Source organism: Paraburkholderia sp. BR14320, assembly GCF_040948665.1.
GTDB lineage: Bacteria > Pseudomonadota > Gammaproteobacteria > Burkholderiales > Burkholderiaceae > Paraburkholderia > Paraburkholderia youngii.
Genome location: NZ_JBFPKG010000042.1, coordinates 1 through 18,305 on the forward strand (window position 1 = coordinate 1; position 18,305 = coordinate 18,305).

The window sequence follows — 18,305 nt, forward strand, 5'->3', positions numbered from 1 at the left end:
ACCAACGACGCCTACGGCAAGCGGGCGTCCACGGCGTAAGCACCTTATTCCTTAGTCGAATAGGTTTTTCTGACTTCATAACCATAAAGCTTATGATAGCAATTTGACCGGATCTTGGCCGGACGCCTTGCGCGCGACATCGTGAGGCAGAGAATGGACGATCTCACCAATCCGTTCGTCGACGTCTGTCAGTATCTGCGTGTACGACTCGAGGCTACGCTTCCAGTAACTGAATGGCGATTTGCCGATCCCTTTCGTCACGCCCTGGATCGGCACAGGATATTCCGTGATGACGAAGTCAGCGCTATCCGGATCATCCTGGACACCACCCCATATAGCCTCCTGGATCATTCTGTTGAACGCCTGCGCTGCCGGCTTGGTGCGCTGGATGCGATCCGCCGACTCCCAGTTCGGCGGGACCGCCGCGTACGCCAGCGTCGGTGGATTCTTGAGCGGATTGGTATTCCAATCGTAGTTCGGCGGCCCTACCGTGTAGTCCCGCCATTGCTGATAACCGTTGGGGTTGTAGTTCGAGTTCGCGAAATAATCATGGTAAGTCTGGAATTCCGTTCCCGCCGGGAAGAACTCTTTGTCGTGAGGGTTCACGAGGCCTACGGTCAAACACCAGGGTGCTTCGTTCGGCTTACGCTGGCCGAGCCACGCTACCGCCTGATTGGCGATGTACTCGTCGCTGTAGTACAGGTTGGGAATATCGCCGACCGTGCCCTGCAGGTTGCTGCCAGTTGGATCAGGGAAAGTCATCGCCTGAAATCCGTACTCCTGAAGCTCGCGCTGCCCCTGGACGGTGACCGACAGATGCCATTTCCCGATGTAGGGCGTCGAATAACCGAGGTTGCGTAGCAGCTTGCCATAAGTCGGAAACGCCCGGCTGAGCGTTGGTTGAAGCGAACCTTTACTTGACGGGTTATCGAAGATAGTCGTCAGCACCCAGGTTTGCTGCGAATAAAGACCAGTGACCAAAGTGCCACGTGCTGGCGTACATGCGGAGGCGGCCGTGTAGTGTCCGGAGAACTTAACGCCCTTTCTCCACAGGGAATGCGTTTGAGGCATGAAATGCCTGAGGAAGTCGCCCGGACTGTTGATTCCCGCCGGGAACACGCGCGGGTAGCGCATCTCGTCGAGCAGAATGAACAGAATGTTGGGGGTTCCCTTGTGCGCGGCGTCGCCCGTGGCCGACCCGGACGCGCCAAGCGCAAGCTTTGGCGTAGTCAGTGCAGCGCCAATCGCCGATGTCTTCTTGATAAATTCGCGACGATCCATAATCGTTTCTCCATGTTAGATAGAACGACGAAGGCATCTGCCCTGTCGCGTTGCAGCGCAGTGGAGGCGATTCAATCAGCGTGGATTTATATGAAGAGACCTCTGCTCGGTCTCCTCTGGATTGTCAGGTTAAGGGTATGCGCGGTCCGCTTTTCTGAATTGATGTTTTTCAGACCTGAGCCGGCAAGGAGAGGATGCGGGGAAGGCTGTGCGTTTGATGCTAGTTTCTTCTGCTGGCGACGGAAGAGAAAACGTCGAGATATGTGCGGTAGCGCACATTGTTCTGTCCGGACAAGAACGTCGCAGCGGAATCAACTTTGCATTCCAGCCTGACTTGTAGATTACAACTGGTAAGCAATGGGTCCGGCCATACGCTCGATCCAGAACCGTTGCAGAACGGTTCTGCATGCCGAGCACGTAGCCGCGCGCCAGCCCATCACAACGGTCGACAGAATCGCTGTACAGACCGGCACGCGCTCCGCTTCACCACGCCGCAGACCCGCTACCGCCGCGGTACGCCGTCGCGCCACTCGCCCCAACGCGTGACGATGTCCTGCACGAGCGGATTGCCCGTCAGGAACAGATTGTTGATCGCGATCGTGAAGCCGCCCTGTGACGCGTAGTTGAGCAGATTGTCCGCACTCGACTGGCCCGCGTAAGGCCGATCGAAGTCCGAGCCGGCGCGCAGCACCGCTACACGTTCCAGGTCAACGCGATGCGCGCTCGCCGCGCGCGTCAACGCCTCGAAAGTGGCGTTGTCTTCCTGCTGCGTGGTGCAATAGGTGCCCTTGCCGTCGGTCAGGATTTTCGTCCATTGCCGCGCGCGCTCGCCGAGCTCGGTGCCCGACCACCAGGTGTCGCCCGCCAGCGTGTCGCACTGGATCACTGTGGGCGGACGGTTCGCGGGCGCATAGTTGTATTTGGCGCGGGCAGCCTGCGCCTGTGCGTCGTCGCTGAGCGTCACGTTGCGCGACAGCGCGAATGCGGCATTCGAAAGCGCCCGATTGAGCTGGAACACTTCGGTGCGATAGTCGAGCGGCGGCTTCTGCGTCGGGCCCGTCGTGTTGATGCCGAGATAGCCGGTGTCCCAGCCCGGCGGAATTTCGCGCCCGTCGATTTCCCATTGAATCCCGAAGTCGACGAGCCAATTGGCCCACGCAGCGGAACCGACGGTCCCTTGCAGCGGATCGATACCTGCGATGCCCGCCACCATGAAGTACGTATGACGCAAGTCGAAACGCGGCGAGAACGTCAGCGCCATGATCGACGCGGCGGCATTCGCGTGTCCCATGCCCGTCGTCATCACGCACACCTCCTGGCGATTGCAGTGCACTGCCGGATAGTCAGGAGACAGACCCGCGACGGGGATGTCCTGCCACGGTCCGAGATGATCGAGCCACACCTGGCCTTCCGGACCGAACATCGAGATGATCATCACCTTGACCGGACGGCCATGCGACGCGCCATCGTCCTGCGCGAAGCCGTCGTCGGTATGCGCGATGGCCGGTGAAACTGCTGCGCCTGCCAGCAGCAACGATGAAATTACAGCACCAAAAGCACGATTTAGCATAAGAGGTCACACCCGATATGTAAGAACTGCGGTTCCAAAACGTGGATCGCGTGCCGTGTTCTCGACCGATGTCGTGGCTTCTTGTCGGCGTGCAGCGTGGGACCTGGGCGTGCACCGTTCAGGTGGCTATCAGTATAAGCAGAGAAAGAGATGAATTGGCAAGCGCTAGCGGAAATCGATGCGCAGTCCGAGAATGGCCTCCACCTGTTGCAAAGTCCCATCACGCCGCCATTGCAGGCACTTTATGTAGCAGGTCCCTGCTGGTGGCATCTCGGGCGGCAAATTGGCCCACGTCTTTTGGTGGGTCGAGACCCATAGTATCGCGTTCAATATTTCGCGCGGATGCCTTGGTGTTTTTCCAAACCGCCTTGCTTCATCGAACCGGAAGAGGCTGGCGATACGGGCCCAGTCCGTGTCGCTCAGTGGTATGAATGCGGGCATATCATTCAATCGTCTTCTCTGCCGAGGGCTCCAATTCGGTTCCATCAAATATTGATCGCATCATCGACTTGCTTTTTCGGAATCGCGTGGGACGTACCAGTTCCTCTGCTACGGCGTGCTCATGCCAACGGCTCATGCAACCACGGAGTTGTATCTCACCCTCCGCGGTTCCACCATTGCCTCCGCAGCTTGCGCGAAAACATCGTAGGCAGCCGTAAATCCGACTTCCATCGGTGCCGGAGGATTCTGCCGTCGGAAATGGCTGGCTTGCCTGTCAGGATTTCCTTCGCTCGACGCGGCGATTGCCGACCGGCTCGAAGACTATTTCAAGGCGGCGGCACTGACGCCAGCCGAACCCACGATTGGGTTTCCCGGCCTCGAGCATCGACAGGCAAGCGCCGAGATCGGCAGTGCTCGTCATCACTGCGTTCGATGCGGTACATCGTCGGGGAACGGATACGGTGCGTGAGGACCCGGCCACTCTGGCGCGGGCGGTCCGCTCAACGCATTGCAACCACTTAAGCCAAAGAGAACCATCCCGGCAAGCAAACCGGTCGCAATGCGACGCAGCATCGCTCGAGTGTCCATGTTGCACCTCCACGCACGTCACTGTCATGCGGTTGGATTTTCAATTGCCTCACAGGTTGCGCTGCGATGGCTTGCGCATCGTCATGCGCACGCGGGCGAAAGTGTGGCAAACAGCTCCGGCCCCTCCCCGGTTGGCTGGCTGCAAGACGCGCGCGGTTCGCTCATCCGGGACACCGCGACCGCGCCGTCGAGCGCGCCCGCCTGCTCCTCCAACGACGCCGCCGCAGCAGCAGTCTGCTCGACGAGCGCGGCATTCTGCTGGGTCGCCTTGTCCATGTGCGTGACCGCGCGGCTGATCTGCTCGAGTCGTATTGCGGAACATGCCTCTCCCTCGCGTGCTGAAATGAAAAAGCGGCCGCGGATAAGTCCGCGACCGCGAGCCGGAGAACATTGTTGAAACGGATGCGCTGCGAGGCCGTGTTCCCGATCAGAATCGGGTGCGCACACCCGTGGTCAGTTCGAGCTGGTTGGTCGCGCCGAACGTGCTGCCGACCGTATAGCCGCCATGCAACCTCATATAGTCGCCGGCCAGATACACTTCAGTGCGCTTGGACAGGTGATAGAACGCCGACCAGTACAGGGTTTCCTTGTAACCGTTGTGCAAGCCCGAGGTCGGATCGAAGGCGCCGATGTTCGCGTTCGGAATGTCGCCGTCGGCGTTGTACGCGGCATTCTTCACCCGCATCTGCTGATAGCCGAGCTGGTAATCGAGCGGCCCCTTCGGCGACAGCTTGAGCGACACGGTCCAGGCATTATCCTGACGCTGACCCAGCGCGCCCTGATTGCCGAGGTAACGGAAGTAGCCGGCGTTGGCGCGCAGAATACCGAACGTATAGTTGCCGCCGACCGAGAACGACTGGTTCGTGTTGCCCTCGCGGTTCACGTGGCTATAGAAGCCCGACACATTGAACGGGCCGCCGTTATAGCCCAGCGCAACCTGATAATTCGCGTTGGTGCCGAAACTCGTCTGGTTGCCGAACGCGTAACCCGCACTCGCGAAGATGCCATTGCTGAACAGCTTCTTCCACGCGACGCCGTTTTCATAACGCGTCCCGGTCGCGCTTGCCGCGTAGAAAATCATCTGCTTGAAGTTGTTGGCGTTGGTCCAGCCGCCCTCTTCCGTCGTCAGCCGCGCATTGCCGTACGGATCGCCATAGATCGCCGCCGCATCGCGCGCGATGGTGTTCTGAAAGCCTGCGGTAATTTTGCCGAACGTGTCGTTCTCGATACCGACCCACGCATCGCGGTCAAAGAGCTGACCAGGATCTTCCATCTGACCGTTGGCGACAACGTATTCGCTCTCCAGTCGGAAGATGATCTTCGAACCGCCGCCAATGTCTTCGGCGCCCCTCAGGCCCCAGCGGCTGCCGCTAAACCACGGCTCGCCCCCAATGCCCATGCCGATGACGTGATTCCCGTTGGCATCCGCGTGGGACTGGTAAGTCGGCACGCTCAGATCCATCAGCCCGTAAAGTTGCACGCTCGACTGCGCGTGCGCGCCGCTCGCCCCGAGTGCGCTGACCGCGACCGCCAGCGAAAGATATTTCGTCTTCAAGATGTCTCCTCAAACTACTGCGTTGAAATTGTGTTTTCCCTGCGCACGGTTGCGTCCGTCTCAAGGTCCCTGCAACCGGTTCGGTATGCGAATGTCGGCGATGCTAGTTATCCCAATCCTTCACGCTCCTTTCCCGTGTCATTTATGCAACTCAGTGGCTCTACTGATATACGCGACGACGCTTGAACTAATTATTCCCAGTCCTGTTTCGACATGACGAACTCGTTCGTATACGGCAATGACGAAACACGCTTAACTTCGCTTGCATCGATGGCGGGATTGTCGGAGCGCCGACCCTTCCCCCGGCTTTCACGGCCGGGAGCTGCATTTAGGGGATTTCCATGAAACGGCCTGCGTATCCGCGCAAGCACGACAGCGTTGCAATCAGCAAGACTCCGCGTAGACGACAAATTCAGCGGCCACCGGATTGGCTCATGGAAAACCCCCATCGGAACGTGCCATGGCTGAAAGCGTTCAGAAGGTTCCGCGTTCCTAGAATTGCAGCATCGATCGCGGTGATCCCATCGTGCTTTCAATGCCGGAACGCGATGCTGGACGAGCCCACGCAATCACAATGCTCACCCCTGTTACCTGACGACGCGCATGCCGCGATAGCCGCAACATGACTAACGATGGCATCGAACGCCACCTGATTCGCGGTGTGACGTCGCAGTGCAAGCTCTTCCGGCCAGGCGACTGGGCCGAGCGCCTTGCGGGAGTCGTTGCACTGTTCGTAGGCGAACGCTGCGCAGGCAACCCTATAGCCAGCACACGGCTTGCGATGCCGGTTGTGGAGCAGGACATCAAATGCCTACGCATCTCGAACGAACTGCGACGTATCTGTCCGGACGGATTTGATTTTGTGATGCGCTTCGCGAGCGACAACGACCTGAGTGTCGATATCTGCCGCGCGCTCGACGATAAGCCCGGACGAGATCCGCAACCTGAGCGGCAGACAAACGGAAGCAAGGTAGAGGATCGAATGAATGAGTTGGCGGTTCCAACTGCCGCTACCGTCGCTACAGAGTCAAGCGGCTGATGCGACCGCCAGGAGAAGGCTGATGGAGACACTCACTGGAGTACGTTACACCTACGCGTGTGCAGCATGCGGATACCACGGGAGCGTAGTTCGTCCGGACACGTCACATGCGAGAAAGCTGGCCATTTGCGCGCGGTGCGACGGACAGGTGTGGCTCAGCGTTGATGACGCAACCGCCCGGGAGCAAGTTTCAGAAGTCTTTTCGGCGCGAAGACTATCGGCACACCCAAGACGCGGATGATGCAGAAGCTCTGCATCGCAAACAATTCCGAGTTGATCCGTTGCTCGATCCGGCATCGCGTAATGCCCGGGTAAGCGCGCGGGCGCCTTTAGCCCGGGGCGATTTGTCATTCCGGTTCCGTTCACTCATCGGATACCACTTCGACTGTATCGAAACGCGAAGCCGGCATACATTGCCGGCGCCAAATCAAGGAGTCTATTTTGTCCATCACCTCACCGACGCCGAAGCACTCACCGGCGGCGGCCGCGCAGCGGCCCGACAATGCCACCCGATTCTGGCCCGAAGGCTGGTGGAAGCTGATGGAATACAGAATCGGCATCATCCCGCTGCCGGTTTATTTCATTCTGCTCGCGCTAATCACCGGATTCGCGGTGACGGGCAAGATCCCGGGCGAGATCTCGATGGCGATCGCCGTGCTGGCGTTCTTCGGCTTCACCTGCGCGGAACTTGGCAAGCGCCTGCCGCTTCTGCGCAATATCGGCGCGGCCGCGATCTGCGCGACGTTCGTGCCTTCCGCACTGACTTACTATCACCTGTTGCCCAAGCCAATTCTCGGCCTCACGACCGAGTTCACGAAGCAGAGCAATTTCCTTTATCTGTTCATCGCGTCGATCATCGTCGGCAGTATTCTCAGCATGGACCGGCGTGTGCTGATCAAGGGCTTTCTCAAGATCTTCGTACCGCTCGCGCTGGGTTCCCTGGCCGCATGCGTGGTTGGTATCGCGGTTGGCTCGGCATTCGGACTCGGCGTGCGTCATACGCTGCTGTATATCGTCGTGCCGATCATGGCGGGGGGTGTCGGTGAAGGCGCCATTCCGCTGTCGGTCGGCTATTCGGAAATCATGCATCTGCCGCAGGGCGAGCTGTTTGCACAAGTGTTGCCCCCGGTGATGCTCGGCAGCCTCACCGCCATCGTGCTCGCCGGCGCGCTAGACATGCTCGGCAAGCGCTTTCCCCATCTCACCGGCGAGGGCCGCCTGCAACCCGGAGAGACAGATGAAATGGACCCTGAAGAGGAGGAGATTCGCGGTCATATCGACGTGACGCATATCGCGGCGGCCGGCATCACGGCGATCACGCTGTACCTGCTTGGCTTGATGTGCCGCAACCTCTTCGGTCTGCCCGCGCCGGTTGCGATGCTGTTCCTCGCGGTGCTGGTCAAGCTGGCGCGCGCGGTCTCGCCGCAGTTGCAGGAAGGCGCATTCGTCGTCTACAAGTTCTTTTCGACCGCGGTGACGTATCCGCTGCTGTTCGCGATCGGCGTCGCCATGACCCCATGGGACAAGTTGATCGCTGCGTTCACGTTGGCCAATATCGTGACGATCGTCGCGACCGTGGCAACACTGATGGGCACCGGCTTCCTGGTTGCGCGCCGGCTCAACCTCTACCCGATCGACACCGCGATCGTGAATGCATGCCATAGCGGCCAGGGCGGCACAGGCGACGTCGCGATCCTGACCGCGGCGAACCGGATGCAACTGATGCCCTTCGCGCAGATCGCCACGCGAATCGGCGGCGCTATCGTCGTCACGCTGACGCTGATCGTGCTCGCGCATATCGGATGACGCGTTATTGGTCATGGCTGCGCGATGGTCGCGCAACGCGCATCGCGCAGCGTCGCGCAGACTAGAACGGTCATGGAAAACTAACGGCTCGACTAGCCGCGCACATCCCTGCCGAGATACGCGGCGACCGCGCCTGTCACCGCGAAGCCAGGCAATTCCTGCGGCGACGCCAGATGCGCGGCGACGATCTCGCGATGATCCAGCCGCAGTTCGGGTAGGTGATCAACGCGCATTTCGAAGAAATGCACCCGGTCCCTTCGCCCGTCCCACTCGCCGGCCACGCTGCCTGCCGGGACTAACGGGTGAAACGCAAGCCCGATCTCCTCGGCCATCTCGCGCAGCGCCGCGGCAGCAGGTGTCTCACCGGCCCGGACGCTGCCGCCCGGGAACCCCCATTCGGCCCGGTATGATGACTTCAGCAGCAACAGCGACTGACCGACATAGATAGCGACTAGCGCGCCCTCATGGCGAGGCCGCCGCAAGTGCCACCACGCGCGGGCGAGCGGAAATCCGACGCGAAACGCGATGCGCCACACAGAGTCGATCAGCGCAGTGAGCCGCGTGCGCTCAAAGTTCGGCATCGGGCCCGTCCTTTCCTGTCATTGTCAAAAGATCTCCGGATTGTACGTGCCGGCTCCCACAAGACGCTTTCGACTTAGAATCGCTGCGTGCGTCGGTCCAGCCGCCAGATTCGATTTCAGTTGGCTCGGAAATCCAGCGCGTCGTCGACTTCGATGCCGCGGCACTCGTTTATGCTTCACACCTGGTGATGGCCTATAAAGCGTTGGGCGACCCTGAGGCCTGGCGCGCGCGTTTGCCGGGGCCGTCTGGCTGAAGCGATCATCTGCGGTAACCCATTGGACGGAGATATGACGATGTCGGCGATGGCAAAGCTTCGAGGATTCGTTGTAGCACTAGCGCTGCTTGGCTCGGCAGCGCACGCGCAGAACACCGACTTCTGGGGAACGCGTCTTCCCGATCAGCCGACGCAGTTCATTTTCGGCTACGGATCGCTCATCAACACGCCATCGCGCGCCGCCACGGCCGGCAAGCCGGTTGCGGCGATTCCGGTGCGCGTGTCGGCGGCGTTCGGCTATGTGCGCAGCTGGAGCGACCGCGCAACCTCCGGGTTCACGGCGCTCGGCCTGCGGCGTCCGTTCGACGGCGAGACGCCGATGACGATCAATGGAGTGATTTATCCCGTTGCCGGCAACGACATGTCCGCGTTCGACGAGCGCGAGAAGGGGTACGTGCGCGTCGAGGTGCCGCGGGCGCTTATCGAGGCGGTGTCGTGGCAGCCGCTGCCGACGCAGGGAACCGTCTGGGTCTACGTGCCGAAGGCCGAGGGCAAAGCGCCGGGAGAAGGGCTTCCGGTGCCTGACGCGAAATTCCCGCTCGTCGAGTCGTATATCGATGTTGTTATCGAGGGCGCGCTCGAGTACGGGCCGGAATTCGCGCGCGAGGTCATCGAGACGACCCGGGACTGGAGTCCCTACTGGCTGGACGATCGCACGCTCGCACGCCGGCCATGGGTGTTCAACAAACAATATGCGCAGGTCGATGCACTGCTCGCGACCTCGGCACCGTGCTTCGCGCAGCGGGCGTTCTCCGAGGACTATGCCGCCGCGATCGCCAAACGCAAAAGCCCTGTGTGCAGTCTGGTGAATCACGGTCGCTAGACCGGGCGTCGCGATCCGGGCATCAATGCGTCCAAATAGATGAAACACAAAGCGTTGCCAGCACAACGCGAGCGTTCCGCCCGCATCGCGGCGCGCCTTGATATCGATATATGACTTCGTTCGTTTGAGCCGCCGGCGAGCGGCAATAGAATGAGTCGCTCCATCATCGTCGCGTCCCTGCGCACACGCAGGACCAAGCTCGCCCATGCCCCGCCCCATCCATCTGAATCTGTTCATTCACGGCCGCGGTCATCACGAAGCGGGTTGGCGGCATCCGGGCGCGACGCGTAAGGCGCTGACCGACATCACCTATTTCGCCGATCTTGCGAAGCGCGCCGAGGCGGGCCGCTTCGATTCGATCTTCTTCGCCGATGCCCTCGAACTCGGCGACGGTGCCCGCTACGTCGCGAGCGGCGCACTCGAGCCGATCACGGCACTTGCCGCGCTCGCGCGCGAAACGACCCGCATCGGCCTGATTGCGACGGCATCGACGACATACACTGAGCCGTTCAATCTGGCGCGCCAGTTTGCGTCGCTCGATCATATTTCGGGCGGGCGCATTGGCTGGAACATCGTCACCTCGTGGGTCGGAGGCGCCGGCCCGAATTTCGGCTACGAGCGCGCGCCCGAGCATGCCGAGCGCTACGCGCGCGCCGACGAATACGTGGGCGTCGTCAAGGCGCTGTGGGACAGCTGGGCCGACGACGCGATCATCGACGACCCGCAAACCGGACGCTTCCTCGATCGGGAACGGGTGCGGCGCATCGACTGGAAAGGCAGTTTTTATCGCGTCGCCGGTCCGCTCAATCTGCCGCGCCCGCCGCAAGGACGGCCGGTGCTCGTGCAGGCGGGCTCGTCGGCGACGGGTAAGGCGTTTGCCGCCCGTCATGCGGAAGCGGTCTTCACCGCGCATCTGAGCAAGGCATCAGCGGCGGATTTCTACACCGAACTCAAGCAAGGCGCGATTGCCGCCGGCCGACGTGCGGACGACATCGTGATCCTTCCCGGTCTGAGCGCGGCGATTGGCCCGACCGATGCGCAAGGTCACACGCTGCTCGAAGAACTCAATGCGCTGACCGATATCGAAGTCGGCCTGAGCCGGTTGTCGAACCGCTTCGGCGGGTACGACTTCTCCGCATTGCCGCTCGATCAGCCGCTCTCTCGCGACGACTTTCCCGACCCTGCGACGGTGCAGGCCGCGCAAAGCCGCGCCGCCGTCATCACCGATCTCGTCGCGCGCGAACGGCCGACGCTGCGCGGACTGCTGCGCCAACTCGCCGGCGCGCGCGGCCACTTCACGGTGGCGGGTTCGCCGGAGCGCATCGCGGACGTCATCGAAGACTGGATCGAGGGCCGCGCGGCCGATGGCTTCAACGTCATGCCGCCCGTGCTGCCGGCACAGCTCGATATCTTCGTCGATCACGTCGTGCCGATCCTGCAAAAGCGCGGGCTGTTCCGACGCGAATACGAAGCCGATACGCTGCGCGGCCATTACGGACTCGGCCGGCCCGCCAACCCGTATTTCCAGAACTGAAACCATGCGTCCACTCCGCGGCTTGTGGTGGCGAACGTTCGCGGCGTTCGTCGTCTGTTTTGGCTGTCAGGTCCCGGCTCACGCCGACCCCGCCTGGCCCGCGACCATCAACATCGGCATCCAGAAAGGCGATCCGCTCGTCGCATTGCGTGCATCCGGCGAACTCGAAAAGGCTTTTGCGCAACACGGTGTCGCGGTCAAGTGGATGGAGTTCGTCTATGGCGCGCCGCTCGTCGAAGCGATCAACACCGGTGACGTCGACGTCGGCGCGGTAGGCGCGACGCCGCCTATCCTCGCGCAGGCGGGCGCCGCGCCGGGCGTTGTCTACGTCGCGTCCGCGCCGCGCATGCAAAAGAGCTACGGGCTGATCGTGCCGGCGAATTCGCCCGCGCGGCGGATCGAAGATCTTAAGGGCAAGAAGATCGCGTTCGCGAAGGGCTCGCAAGGACATCTGTTCGTGCTGAAGGCGCTCGCCGACGCCGGACTGCCGGCGTCGGCGGTGCAGTTCGTCTATCTGAACTACAGCGACGCGCGCGCCGCGTTCGAGCGCGGCTTCATCGATGCGTGGGCGGTGCCGGACCCGCGCTATGCGGATACCGAACTCGCGACGGGCGCGCGCACGATTCTGTCGATCGGGCAATTGTCGGTGCCGCAGTACGGCTTCTACATCGGCTCGCGCGAGTACGCGCAGCGTTATCCCGCCGCGTTGCGTCTGCTGTTCGATGTGCTCGACCGGCAAACGGCGCTTGAGCTGGCGCATCCCGCGCAGACGGCGCAGTTCCTGTCGCAGAACACGGGTGTTCGCCTGGAAATCTGGACGCGGGCGCTGCCGCGGCTCGAATGGGGCGTCCACTATCCGCTCACCGACGAAGTCGTCAAGGCTCAGCAGGACTGCGCCGATCTCGCTTATCGGGAGCATGTGATCCCGCGCAAAATCGATGTACGCGAAGCCATCGTCGATATCCGGTAGATCTCGACCCGCCATGTCGGTATCCGCCTTCCGCCCGATCTGTCGCGACTTCCCGAACGAATCTCGATAGCCTTTCAGGCATCGCAAGCGCGGCTGACGCACGCCGCGGCACGTATCTTGCGGATCGTTTCCGCAATGTGACCGCGAACCTGTCATGAATGAATCCTTCTTCGAGCCGGGACGCAACTGCGAGAGCGTGCGTCATGCGAATCGCTTCACCCTGCTGATCGACGGAGCCGATTATTTCCGCGTGCTGCGCGAGGCGATCACGCGCGCTGAGCGCACGGTGTTCATCCTCGGCTGGGATATCGACAGCCGCATGAAGCTCACGCCCGAAGGTTCGAACGATGGCTTTCCCGAAGCGCTCGGCGACTTTCTGCACGCAGTCGCCGCGCAAAAGCGCCTGCTGCGCGTCTACATTCTCGCGTGGGACTTCGCGATGCTCTACGCGTTCGAGCGCGAATGGCTACCGGTGTTCAAGATGGGTTGGCGCACGCACCGGCGCATCGCGTTTCAGATGGACGGCAAGCATCCGTTAGGCGGCTCGCACCACCAGAAGATCGTCGTAATCGATGATTGTCTCGCGTTCGTCGGCGGACTCGATCTCACGCGTTCGCGCTGGGACACGCAACAGCATCGGGCCGATGATCCGCTGCGCCGCGATGCAAACGGCGCACGGTATCAGCCGTCTCACGATGTCCATTCGATGTTCGATGGCGAGGCGGCGCGCGAAATCGGCATGCTCGCGCGCGAGCGGTGGGCACGCGCGTGCAAGAGACAGCACGCAATCCACACTCAACCCGTGCCGCCGACGCAGGACCCGTGGCCGCCGTCACGCAGCGTAGAGCTGGAAAATGTCGACATTGCGATCTCGCTCACCGAGCCCGCATACCTGGGCCGCGAGAGCAAGCAGCAAATCCGCACCCAGTATCTCGATGCGATCGCGCGTGCGCGCCGCAGCATTTATATCGAGAACCAGTACTTCACGTCGGCATCGATCGGCGCGGCGCTGAGCGAATCGCTCGCGCGAGAGGATGGTCCGGAGTTGACGATCGTCGTGCCTCGCAATCAGACCGGCTGGCTGCAAAAAGTGACGATGGGCGTGCTGCGCGCGCGCCTGCACGGCATTCTCAAGGCCGCGGACAAGTACGGCCGTTATCGCCTGCTGAGTCCCGACGTACCGGGCTTGGGCGAATCCATCGTCAACGTGCACAGCAAGCTGATGATCGTCGACGACGAATTGCTGATCGTCGGTTCCGCGAACCTGAACAATCGCTCGATGGTGCTCGACAGCGAGTGCAATGTGTCGATCGATGCGGGTGCCGATGCACGCATCCGCCGTGCGATCGCGAAGATGCGCGATACCTTGCTCGCCGAGCATCTCGGCTGCGAAGTCGCGGACTTCGTGCGCGAGCGCGATGCGCGCGGCAGCGTGACAGAGGCGATTCATGCGTTGCAGCGCGATCGCACGAAGCATCGAACGCTCGTCGATCTCGATCCGCAGGTCTCGCCCGAACTCGATCAACTGATTCCGCCAGATGCGCTGATCGATCCCGAAACACCCATCGCCGCGAACGAGCTCATCGATCAGTTCGTGCCCGCCGAGAAGGCGCGGCCGCTGATTGGACGATATGCGTTGCTCGGCGTGCTCGCGTTGCTGGTCGTCGGGCTCGCGGCGGCGTGGCACTGGTCGCCGCTCGCCAGCTACCTCAACCTGAGATCATTCGCGAATGCGACGCGGCAGATCGAGGCGCTGCCGCTTGCGCCGCTGTGGATCGTGCTCGCCTATGTCGCGGCGGCCGTCGTCTCCGCGCCCGTGACCTTGCTGATCGCGACGATGGGAGTCGTGTTCGGCGCGGCGTGGGGCGGCTTGTATGCGTTCATCGGCACCACCGTGGCCGCTGCGACGTCGTTCTGGATAGGCCACCGGCTCGGTCGCGATGCGGTGCGCAAACTCGCGGGCGCACGCGTGAACCGGCTGTCGGAGCGTGTGGCGAAACGCGGAATCGTCGCGGTCGTCGTGTTGCGGCTCCTGCCGGTCGCGCCGTTCGCGATCGTCAATCTAGTTGCAGGTGCATCACACGTGCGCATGCGCGACTTCATCATCGGCACGATGCTCGGCATGGGTCCGGGCATCTTCCTGACGGTCGCATTCGCGCATCAGTTGGTCGCTTCGTTGCGGCGTCCGACAGCCGGCTCGTTCGCCGTGCTGATCGGCATTGGCGCGGTGCTGATCGGATTGTCGGTGCTGTTGCAGCGCTTTCTCGGCAGATCGGGCACGAGCGACACGCACGAAGGCGCCCCGAGCGATGCTGACAAGCCGCGCGCCAGCGATGAAGCCAAACGCGCGCAGCGTTTGCGTGAGCACAGCGGGATGCCTCGCGATGCCGCGGGCAAAACGTCATCACGATGTCAGGACGAGGCCAGCTCATGACCCTGATGCACGAGCCTGGCATCGAGCGGCCACGGATCACGCTTGCGCGCGAACGCCAACTGCGCATCGGGACTTACAACCTGCATGGCGCGGTGGGGATCGACGGCAAGTTCGCGCCGGAGCGCATTGGCGAGGTGCTCGCTGAAATCGATGCGGATATCCTCGCTCTGCAGGAAGTGCCATTGGGCGGCGCGAGTTCCCCCGATGTGCTTGCCGTGCTGCAACGCATGACGAGCCTGGAAGCCGTCTCCGGCCCAACATTAGACACGCCCGCGCGACGCTTTGGCAACGCCGTGCTGACGCGCTATCCGGTGCGCGCGGTGCGCACGCTAGACCTGTCTTTCAGGAGCCGCGAGCCGCGCGGCGCGCTGGACGCCGATATCGATTGCAACGGCGACCTGTGGCGCGTCGTAGCGACGCATCTGGGCCTTGCCTCCAGCGAACGGCGCGCGCAGGTGGAGCAGGTATTGCAGAGCTTCGACACGCCCGCGCTGCCCGTCATCCTGCTCGGCGATCTGAACGAGTGGTTCGTGTACGGCCGTACGCTCAGGCGGCTCGTCACACATTTTCATCGCGCGACCGCGTTGCGTACGTTTCCTACGCGCTTTCCGCTGTTCGCGCTGGATCGCATCTGGGTGCATCCTGGCGAACGGCTGTTGCGTGTCGTCGTGCATCGCACGCCGCTTTCGCGAATCGCGTCGGATCACTATCCGTTGATCGCGCATATCAGCGCGTCGGTCAATGAATGATCCGCGCGCGGCTCCCCGCTATTTGTGCAACTCGCTGCGCAACGTCGCCACGTCGTTGGCGGTGATGGGCTGCGCATTGTTGCCCCAGGCGCCGCGGATGTACGTCAACACCTGGGCGATCTCGACGTCGGCGAGGGTCGTCGCGAACGCCGGCATCGACTGACGCGGTGGGCCGCTTTGCGTCGTCGGACTGTTGCCGCCTTCGATCAGCAGCCGGATCAGCGAAGTCGTATCTTCCGCGATCACCGAAGGGTTGCCGGCGAGCGCGGGAAACGCGTTCGGCACGCCGCGTCCGTCCGCGTGATGACAGCTCGCGCAGAACGACCGGTAGACGTTGAAGCCGACGCTCAGCGAGTCGGCCACGCGGCTGCCGTTCGCACTCGAACGCGCGGGATCGGCGCCGTCCGTATAGGTGCCCGACGGCCGCTGGGCCGGCAGCGACTTCAGGTAATGCGCGATCGCGTGCAGGTCCTCGTCGGTCAGATATTGCGAGCTGTCCTCGACCTGTTCGACCATGCTGCCGTACGCGACGACGCCCGCGCCGTGGCCGGTCTTCAGGAACGCGGCAATGTCCGCGGCGGAGAGACGGCCCAGTCCCGAGCCCATGTCGCCGGTCAGGTTGGGCGCGAACCAGTGATCGTTGACGCCGCCCGCCAGATAGTGGCTCGACGACTCGTCAAGGCCGCTTTCCTGATAGAACATGCCGCGCGGCGTATGACATGCGCCGCAATGTCCCGCGCCTTGCACCAGATAAGCACCGCGATTCCAGATCGCGTCGCTTTGCGGGCGCGGCACGTATGGCTTCGATGGCACGAATACCATCTGCCAGAAGCGCAGCGCCCAGCGCTGGTTGAACGGAAACGCGACGTCCGAGCGCGGCGTCGGTTTCGCGATCGGCGCGACGCCGTGCAGCATGTACTCGTATAGCGCGTGCACGTCCTCGTCGCTGAGCTTCGAGAATGACACGTATGGCATCGCCGGATAGAGCCGCTTGCCGCCGCGTGCGACACCTTCGCGCAGAACGCGCTCGAAGTCTTCGTAGGTGTAGCGGCCGATGCCGTACTGCGGGTCCGGCGTGATATTGCTCGACACGATCGTGCCGAACGGCGAACCCATGCCAAGGCCGCCCGCGTACGGCGCGCCGCCCTGCGGCGCGGTGTGGCAGCCGGCGCAGTCGGCGGCTTTCGCCAGGTACTCGCCACGCGCGAGCCGGGACGGATCGAAGCTCGCCGCGCCGCCCGAAGCCGGCGCGTCAGTGCTCGCCGCCGCCGCATCCGTCGCGGCCGCCCCTCCGCCGAATGCGATCGCCAGCAGCCCAACGCCCACCGCCAGCAACGCACCCGCTGCCGCCGCTCGCACCACCGTGCGCCTTCGCATCATCGCGCGCCCTCCCCGCGGGCCCGCGCCGCGTCGTGCGTGAAAGCCGGCTGCCGGTCCGCGCGGCTCAGCCAGCGCGCCGCGACGAGCAGCCCGCCGGTCAGATAGGCCAGCGCGCCCGGCACCCACATGATCAGTCCGCCCAGTTGCTGATCGTGCAGAGGATCGATGTCCAACGCCGCGCACGGCTCGACATACGATGGATACCACAGGCCCGGCGCGAGCGTGATCAGCGCGCCGAGCGCACTGGTGTGAACCATCGTCGTGAACAGCGACAGCATCGCGTGTCCGCCATTGCCGCGGCGCGCGCCGTCGCCCGTCACGGTCCACCAGAAGAGCAGCGCACTGAGCAAAAAACTGGCGTGCTGCAACGTATGCACGGAGCGATGCGCAAGCGCGGCGTCGAACAACGTCGGCGCATGCCACCCCCACAGAGCGACCGCGTGCAGCGCCCACGCGACGAGCGGCGCGCTCAGGCAGCGCCACGCACGCGCAACCGGGCGAGCGCGCACCGCCCGCCCGAGCGCCAGACGCGCGCGCCGGGGCAGCGCCCACATCCATACGGCGAGCGGACGCCCGGCCACGCACAGGGGCGCCGCGATCAGCATCATCGATTCGTGCTGCACCATATGCGCGGAAAACAGCGCGCCGGACAACGTATCGAGCGGCGACATCAACGCGAGCACGAGTGCGCTCCAGCCGCTGGCGAAGGCCAGCAGATGCAGCCTGCGCGAGCCGGCGCCGCGCCGCTGCGCGCGCGAGCGTCGCTGCAGCCGCGCATAGCCGATCAGATACCCGCCGATGCTGAGCGCCATCAACGCAACGACCCACGGCTCGAAGCTCCAGCCGAACGACAGGGTCGAACGATCAACGGACGACAGTTCATGCGCGGCAGCCGCCGTGCCGGGCAGCCAGGCCGCGCATGCGAACCAGCGAAGTTGCCTTCTCATCGGCAAGCGGGCAGCAGCCATTGCGGAAACCACATCGCGAGTTGCACGAGCGCGGACAGCGCACCGACGATCATCGCCATCAGCGCGAAAAAACCGGCGCGCGCGGCGCGCGGAGCATACGCTGGCGCGCCGCGCGATCGTTCGGCACGCCAGCGGCCGTAGGCGAGCCACGTGGCAAGCGCGCAGAACGCGAACGCGGCCGCGCTGACCGCATGCATCGGCCACGCGGCGCCGCTCGCGCAGGCGAGCCGGATCAGCGCATAGTCGACGCTCTGTGTGGCGAGCACCGCCGTGGGTGCCGCGAGCAAACCTAGCCAGATGTCCATCGGCAC

At 63.0% G+C, this 18,305-nt stretch carries 15 protein-coding genes and 2 pseudogenes; 7 read left to right on the plus strand and 10 right to left on the minus strand.

Annotated elements, in window-relative coordinates; genetic code table 11:
• Positions 1-90 precede the first annotated feature (90 nt).
• From AB3X89_RS29270 to AB3X89_RS29295, 6 genes and pseudogenes are all read right to left on the minus strand, one after another.
• A complete protein-coding gene (locus AB3X89_RS29270) occupies positions 91-1,281 on the minus strand; it encodes a sulfatase-like hydrolase/transferase (RefSeq protein WP_368586397.1) in 1,191 nt (396 codons plus the stop codon).
• A gap of 502 nt (positions 1,282-1,783) precedes the next feature.
• A complete protein-coding gene (locus AB3X89_RS29275) occupies positions 1,784-2,851 on the minus strand; it encodes a purine nucleoside permease (protein WP_368586398.1) in 1,068 nt (355 codons plus the stop codon).
• A 165-nt stretch (positions 2,852-3,016) separates the two neighbouring features.
• Complete coding sequence (locus AB3X89_RS29280; protein WP_368586399.1) at positions 3,017-3,337, minus strand: transposase; 321 nt, start codon at positions 3,335-3,337, stop codon at positions 3,017-3,019.
• 229 nt (positions 3,338-3,566) lie between these two features.
• The gene (locus tag AB3X89_RS29285) at positions 3,567-3,713 is read right to left on the minus strand and encodes a hypothetical protein (RefSeq protein ID WP_368586400.1); all 147 of its coding nucleotides are present in this window, start codon (positions 3,711-3,713) and stop codon (positions 3,567-3,569) included.
• A gap of 248 nt (positions 3,714-3,961) precedes the next feature.
• A pseudogene (locus AB3X89_RS29290) lies at positions 3,962-4,183 on the minus strand (methyl-accepting chemotaxis protein); the annotation flags it as partial.
• A gap of 124 nt (positions 4,184-4,307) precedes the next feature.
• A complete protein-coding gene (locus AB3X89_RS29295) occupies positions 4,308-5,435 on the minus strand; it encodes a porin (protein ID WP_368586401.1) in 1,128 nt (375 codons plus the stop codon).
• Between the two features lie 622 nt (positions 5,436-6,057).
• On the opposite strand from AB3X89_RS29295, the pseudogene AB3X89_RS29300 reads away from it, so the two are divergent.
• Together AB3X89_RS29300 and AB3X89_RS29305 are read left to right on the plus strand one after the other, a co-directional pair.
• Positions 6,058-6,339: pseudogene (locus AB3X89_RS29300) on the plus strand (DUF3579 domain-containing protein); the annotation flags it as partial.
• Between the two features lie 582 nt (positions 6,340-6,921).
• A complete protein-coding gene (locus AB3X89_RS29305) occupies positions 6,922-8,280 on the plus strand; it encodes a 2-hydroxycarboxylate transporter family protein (protein ID WP_368586444.1) in 1,359 nt (452 codons plus the stop codon).
• 92 nt (positions 8,281-8,372) lie between these two features.
• Here AB3X89_RS29305 and AB3X89_RS29310 read toward each other — a convergent pair whose 3' ends face one another.
• Positions 8,373-8,861 (minus strand): NUDIX domain-containing protein, encoded by a 489-nt coding sequence (locus tag AB3X89_RS29310; protein WP_368586402.1) that lies wholly within the window; start codon positions 8,859-8,861, stop codon positions 8,373-8,375.
• A 294-nt stretch (positions 8,862-9,155) separates the two neighbouring features.
• On the opposite strand from AB3X89_RS29310, the gene AB3X89_RS29315 reads away from it, so the two are divergent.
• From AB3X89_RS29315 to AB3X89_RS29335, 5 genes are all read left to right on the plus strand, one after another.
• Positions 9,156-9,959 (plus strand): gamma-glutamylcyclotransferase family protein, encoded by an 804-nt coding sequence (locus tag AB3X89_RS29315; protein WP_368586403.1) that lies wholly within the window; start codon positions 9,156-9,158, stop codon positions 9,957-9,959.
• A gap of 205 nt (positions 9,960-10,164) precedes the next feature.
• The gene (locus tag AB3X89_RS29320) at positions 10,165-11,493 is read left to right on the plus strand and encodes an LLM class flavin-dependent oxidoreductase (protein WP_368586404.1); all 1,329 of its coding nucleotides are present in this window, start codon (positions 10,165-10,167) and stop codon (positions 11,491-11,493) included.
• Positions 11,494-11,497: 4 nt separating this feature from the next.
• Positions 11,498-12,463 (plus strand): aliphatic sulfonate ABC transporter substrate-binding protein, encoded by a 966-nt coding sequence (locus AB3X89_RS29325; RefSeq protein ID WP_368586405.1) that lies wholly within the window; start codon positions 11,498-11,500, stop codon positions 12,461-12,463.
• Between the two features lie 154 nt (positions 12,464-12,617).
• Positions 12,618-14,897 carry a VTT domain-containing protein gene (locus AB3X89_RS29330; RefSeq protein WP_368586406.1) on the plus strand — a complete coding sequence of 760 codons (2,280 nt, stop codon included), beginning with the start codon at positions 12,618-12,620 and terminating at the stop codon, positions 14,895-14,897.
• On the plus strand, positions 14,894-15,646 hold the full coding sequence (locus tag AB3X89_RS29335) for an endonuclease/exonuclease/phosphatase family protein (RefSeq protein WP_368586407.1): 753 nt from the start codon (positions 14,894-14,896) through the stop codon (positions 15,644-15,646). The genes AB3X89_RS29330 and AB3X89_RS29335 overlap by 4 nt, the downstream gene beginning before the upstream one ends.
• Positions 15,647-15,664: 18 nt before the next feature.
• On the opposite strand, the gene AB3X89_RS29340 is transcribed toward AB3X89_RS29335, so the two are convergent.
• Genes AB3X89_RS29340 through AB3X89_RS29350 form a run of 3 tightly spaced genes read right to left on the minus strand, consistent with a single transcriptional unit; the run spans position 15,665 to position 18,299 of the window.
• Positions 15,665-17,026 carry a cytochrome c gene (locus AB3X89_RS29340; protein ID WP_368586408.1) on the minus strand — a complete coding sequence of 454 codons (1,362 nt, stop codon included), beginning with the start codon at positions 17,024-17,026 and terminating at the stop codon, positions 15,665-15,667.
• On the minus strand, positions 17,023-17,973 hold the full coding sequence (locus AB3X89_RS29345) for a cytochrome c oxidase assembly protein (protein WP_368586409.1): 951 nt from the start codon (positions 17,971-17,973) through the stop codon (positions 17,023-17,025). The genes AB3X89_RS29340 and AB3X89_RS29345 overlap by 4 nt, the downstream gene beginning before the upstream one ends.
• Complete coding sequence (locus AB3X89_RS29350; protein WP_176122875.1) at positions 17,970-18,299, minus strand: hypothetical protein; 330 nt, start codon at positions 18,297-18,299, stop codon at positions 17,970-17,972. The genes AB3X89_RS29345 and AB3X89_RS29350 overlap by 4 nt, the downstream gene beginning before the upstream one ends.
• Positions 18,300-18,305: the final 6 nt, after the last annotated feature.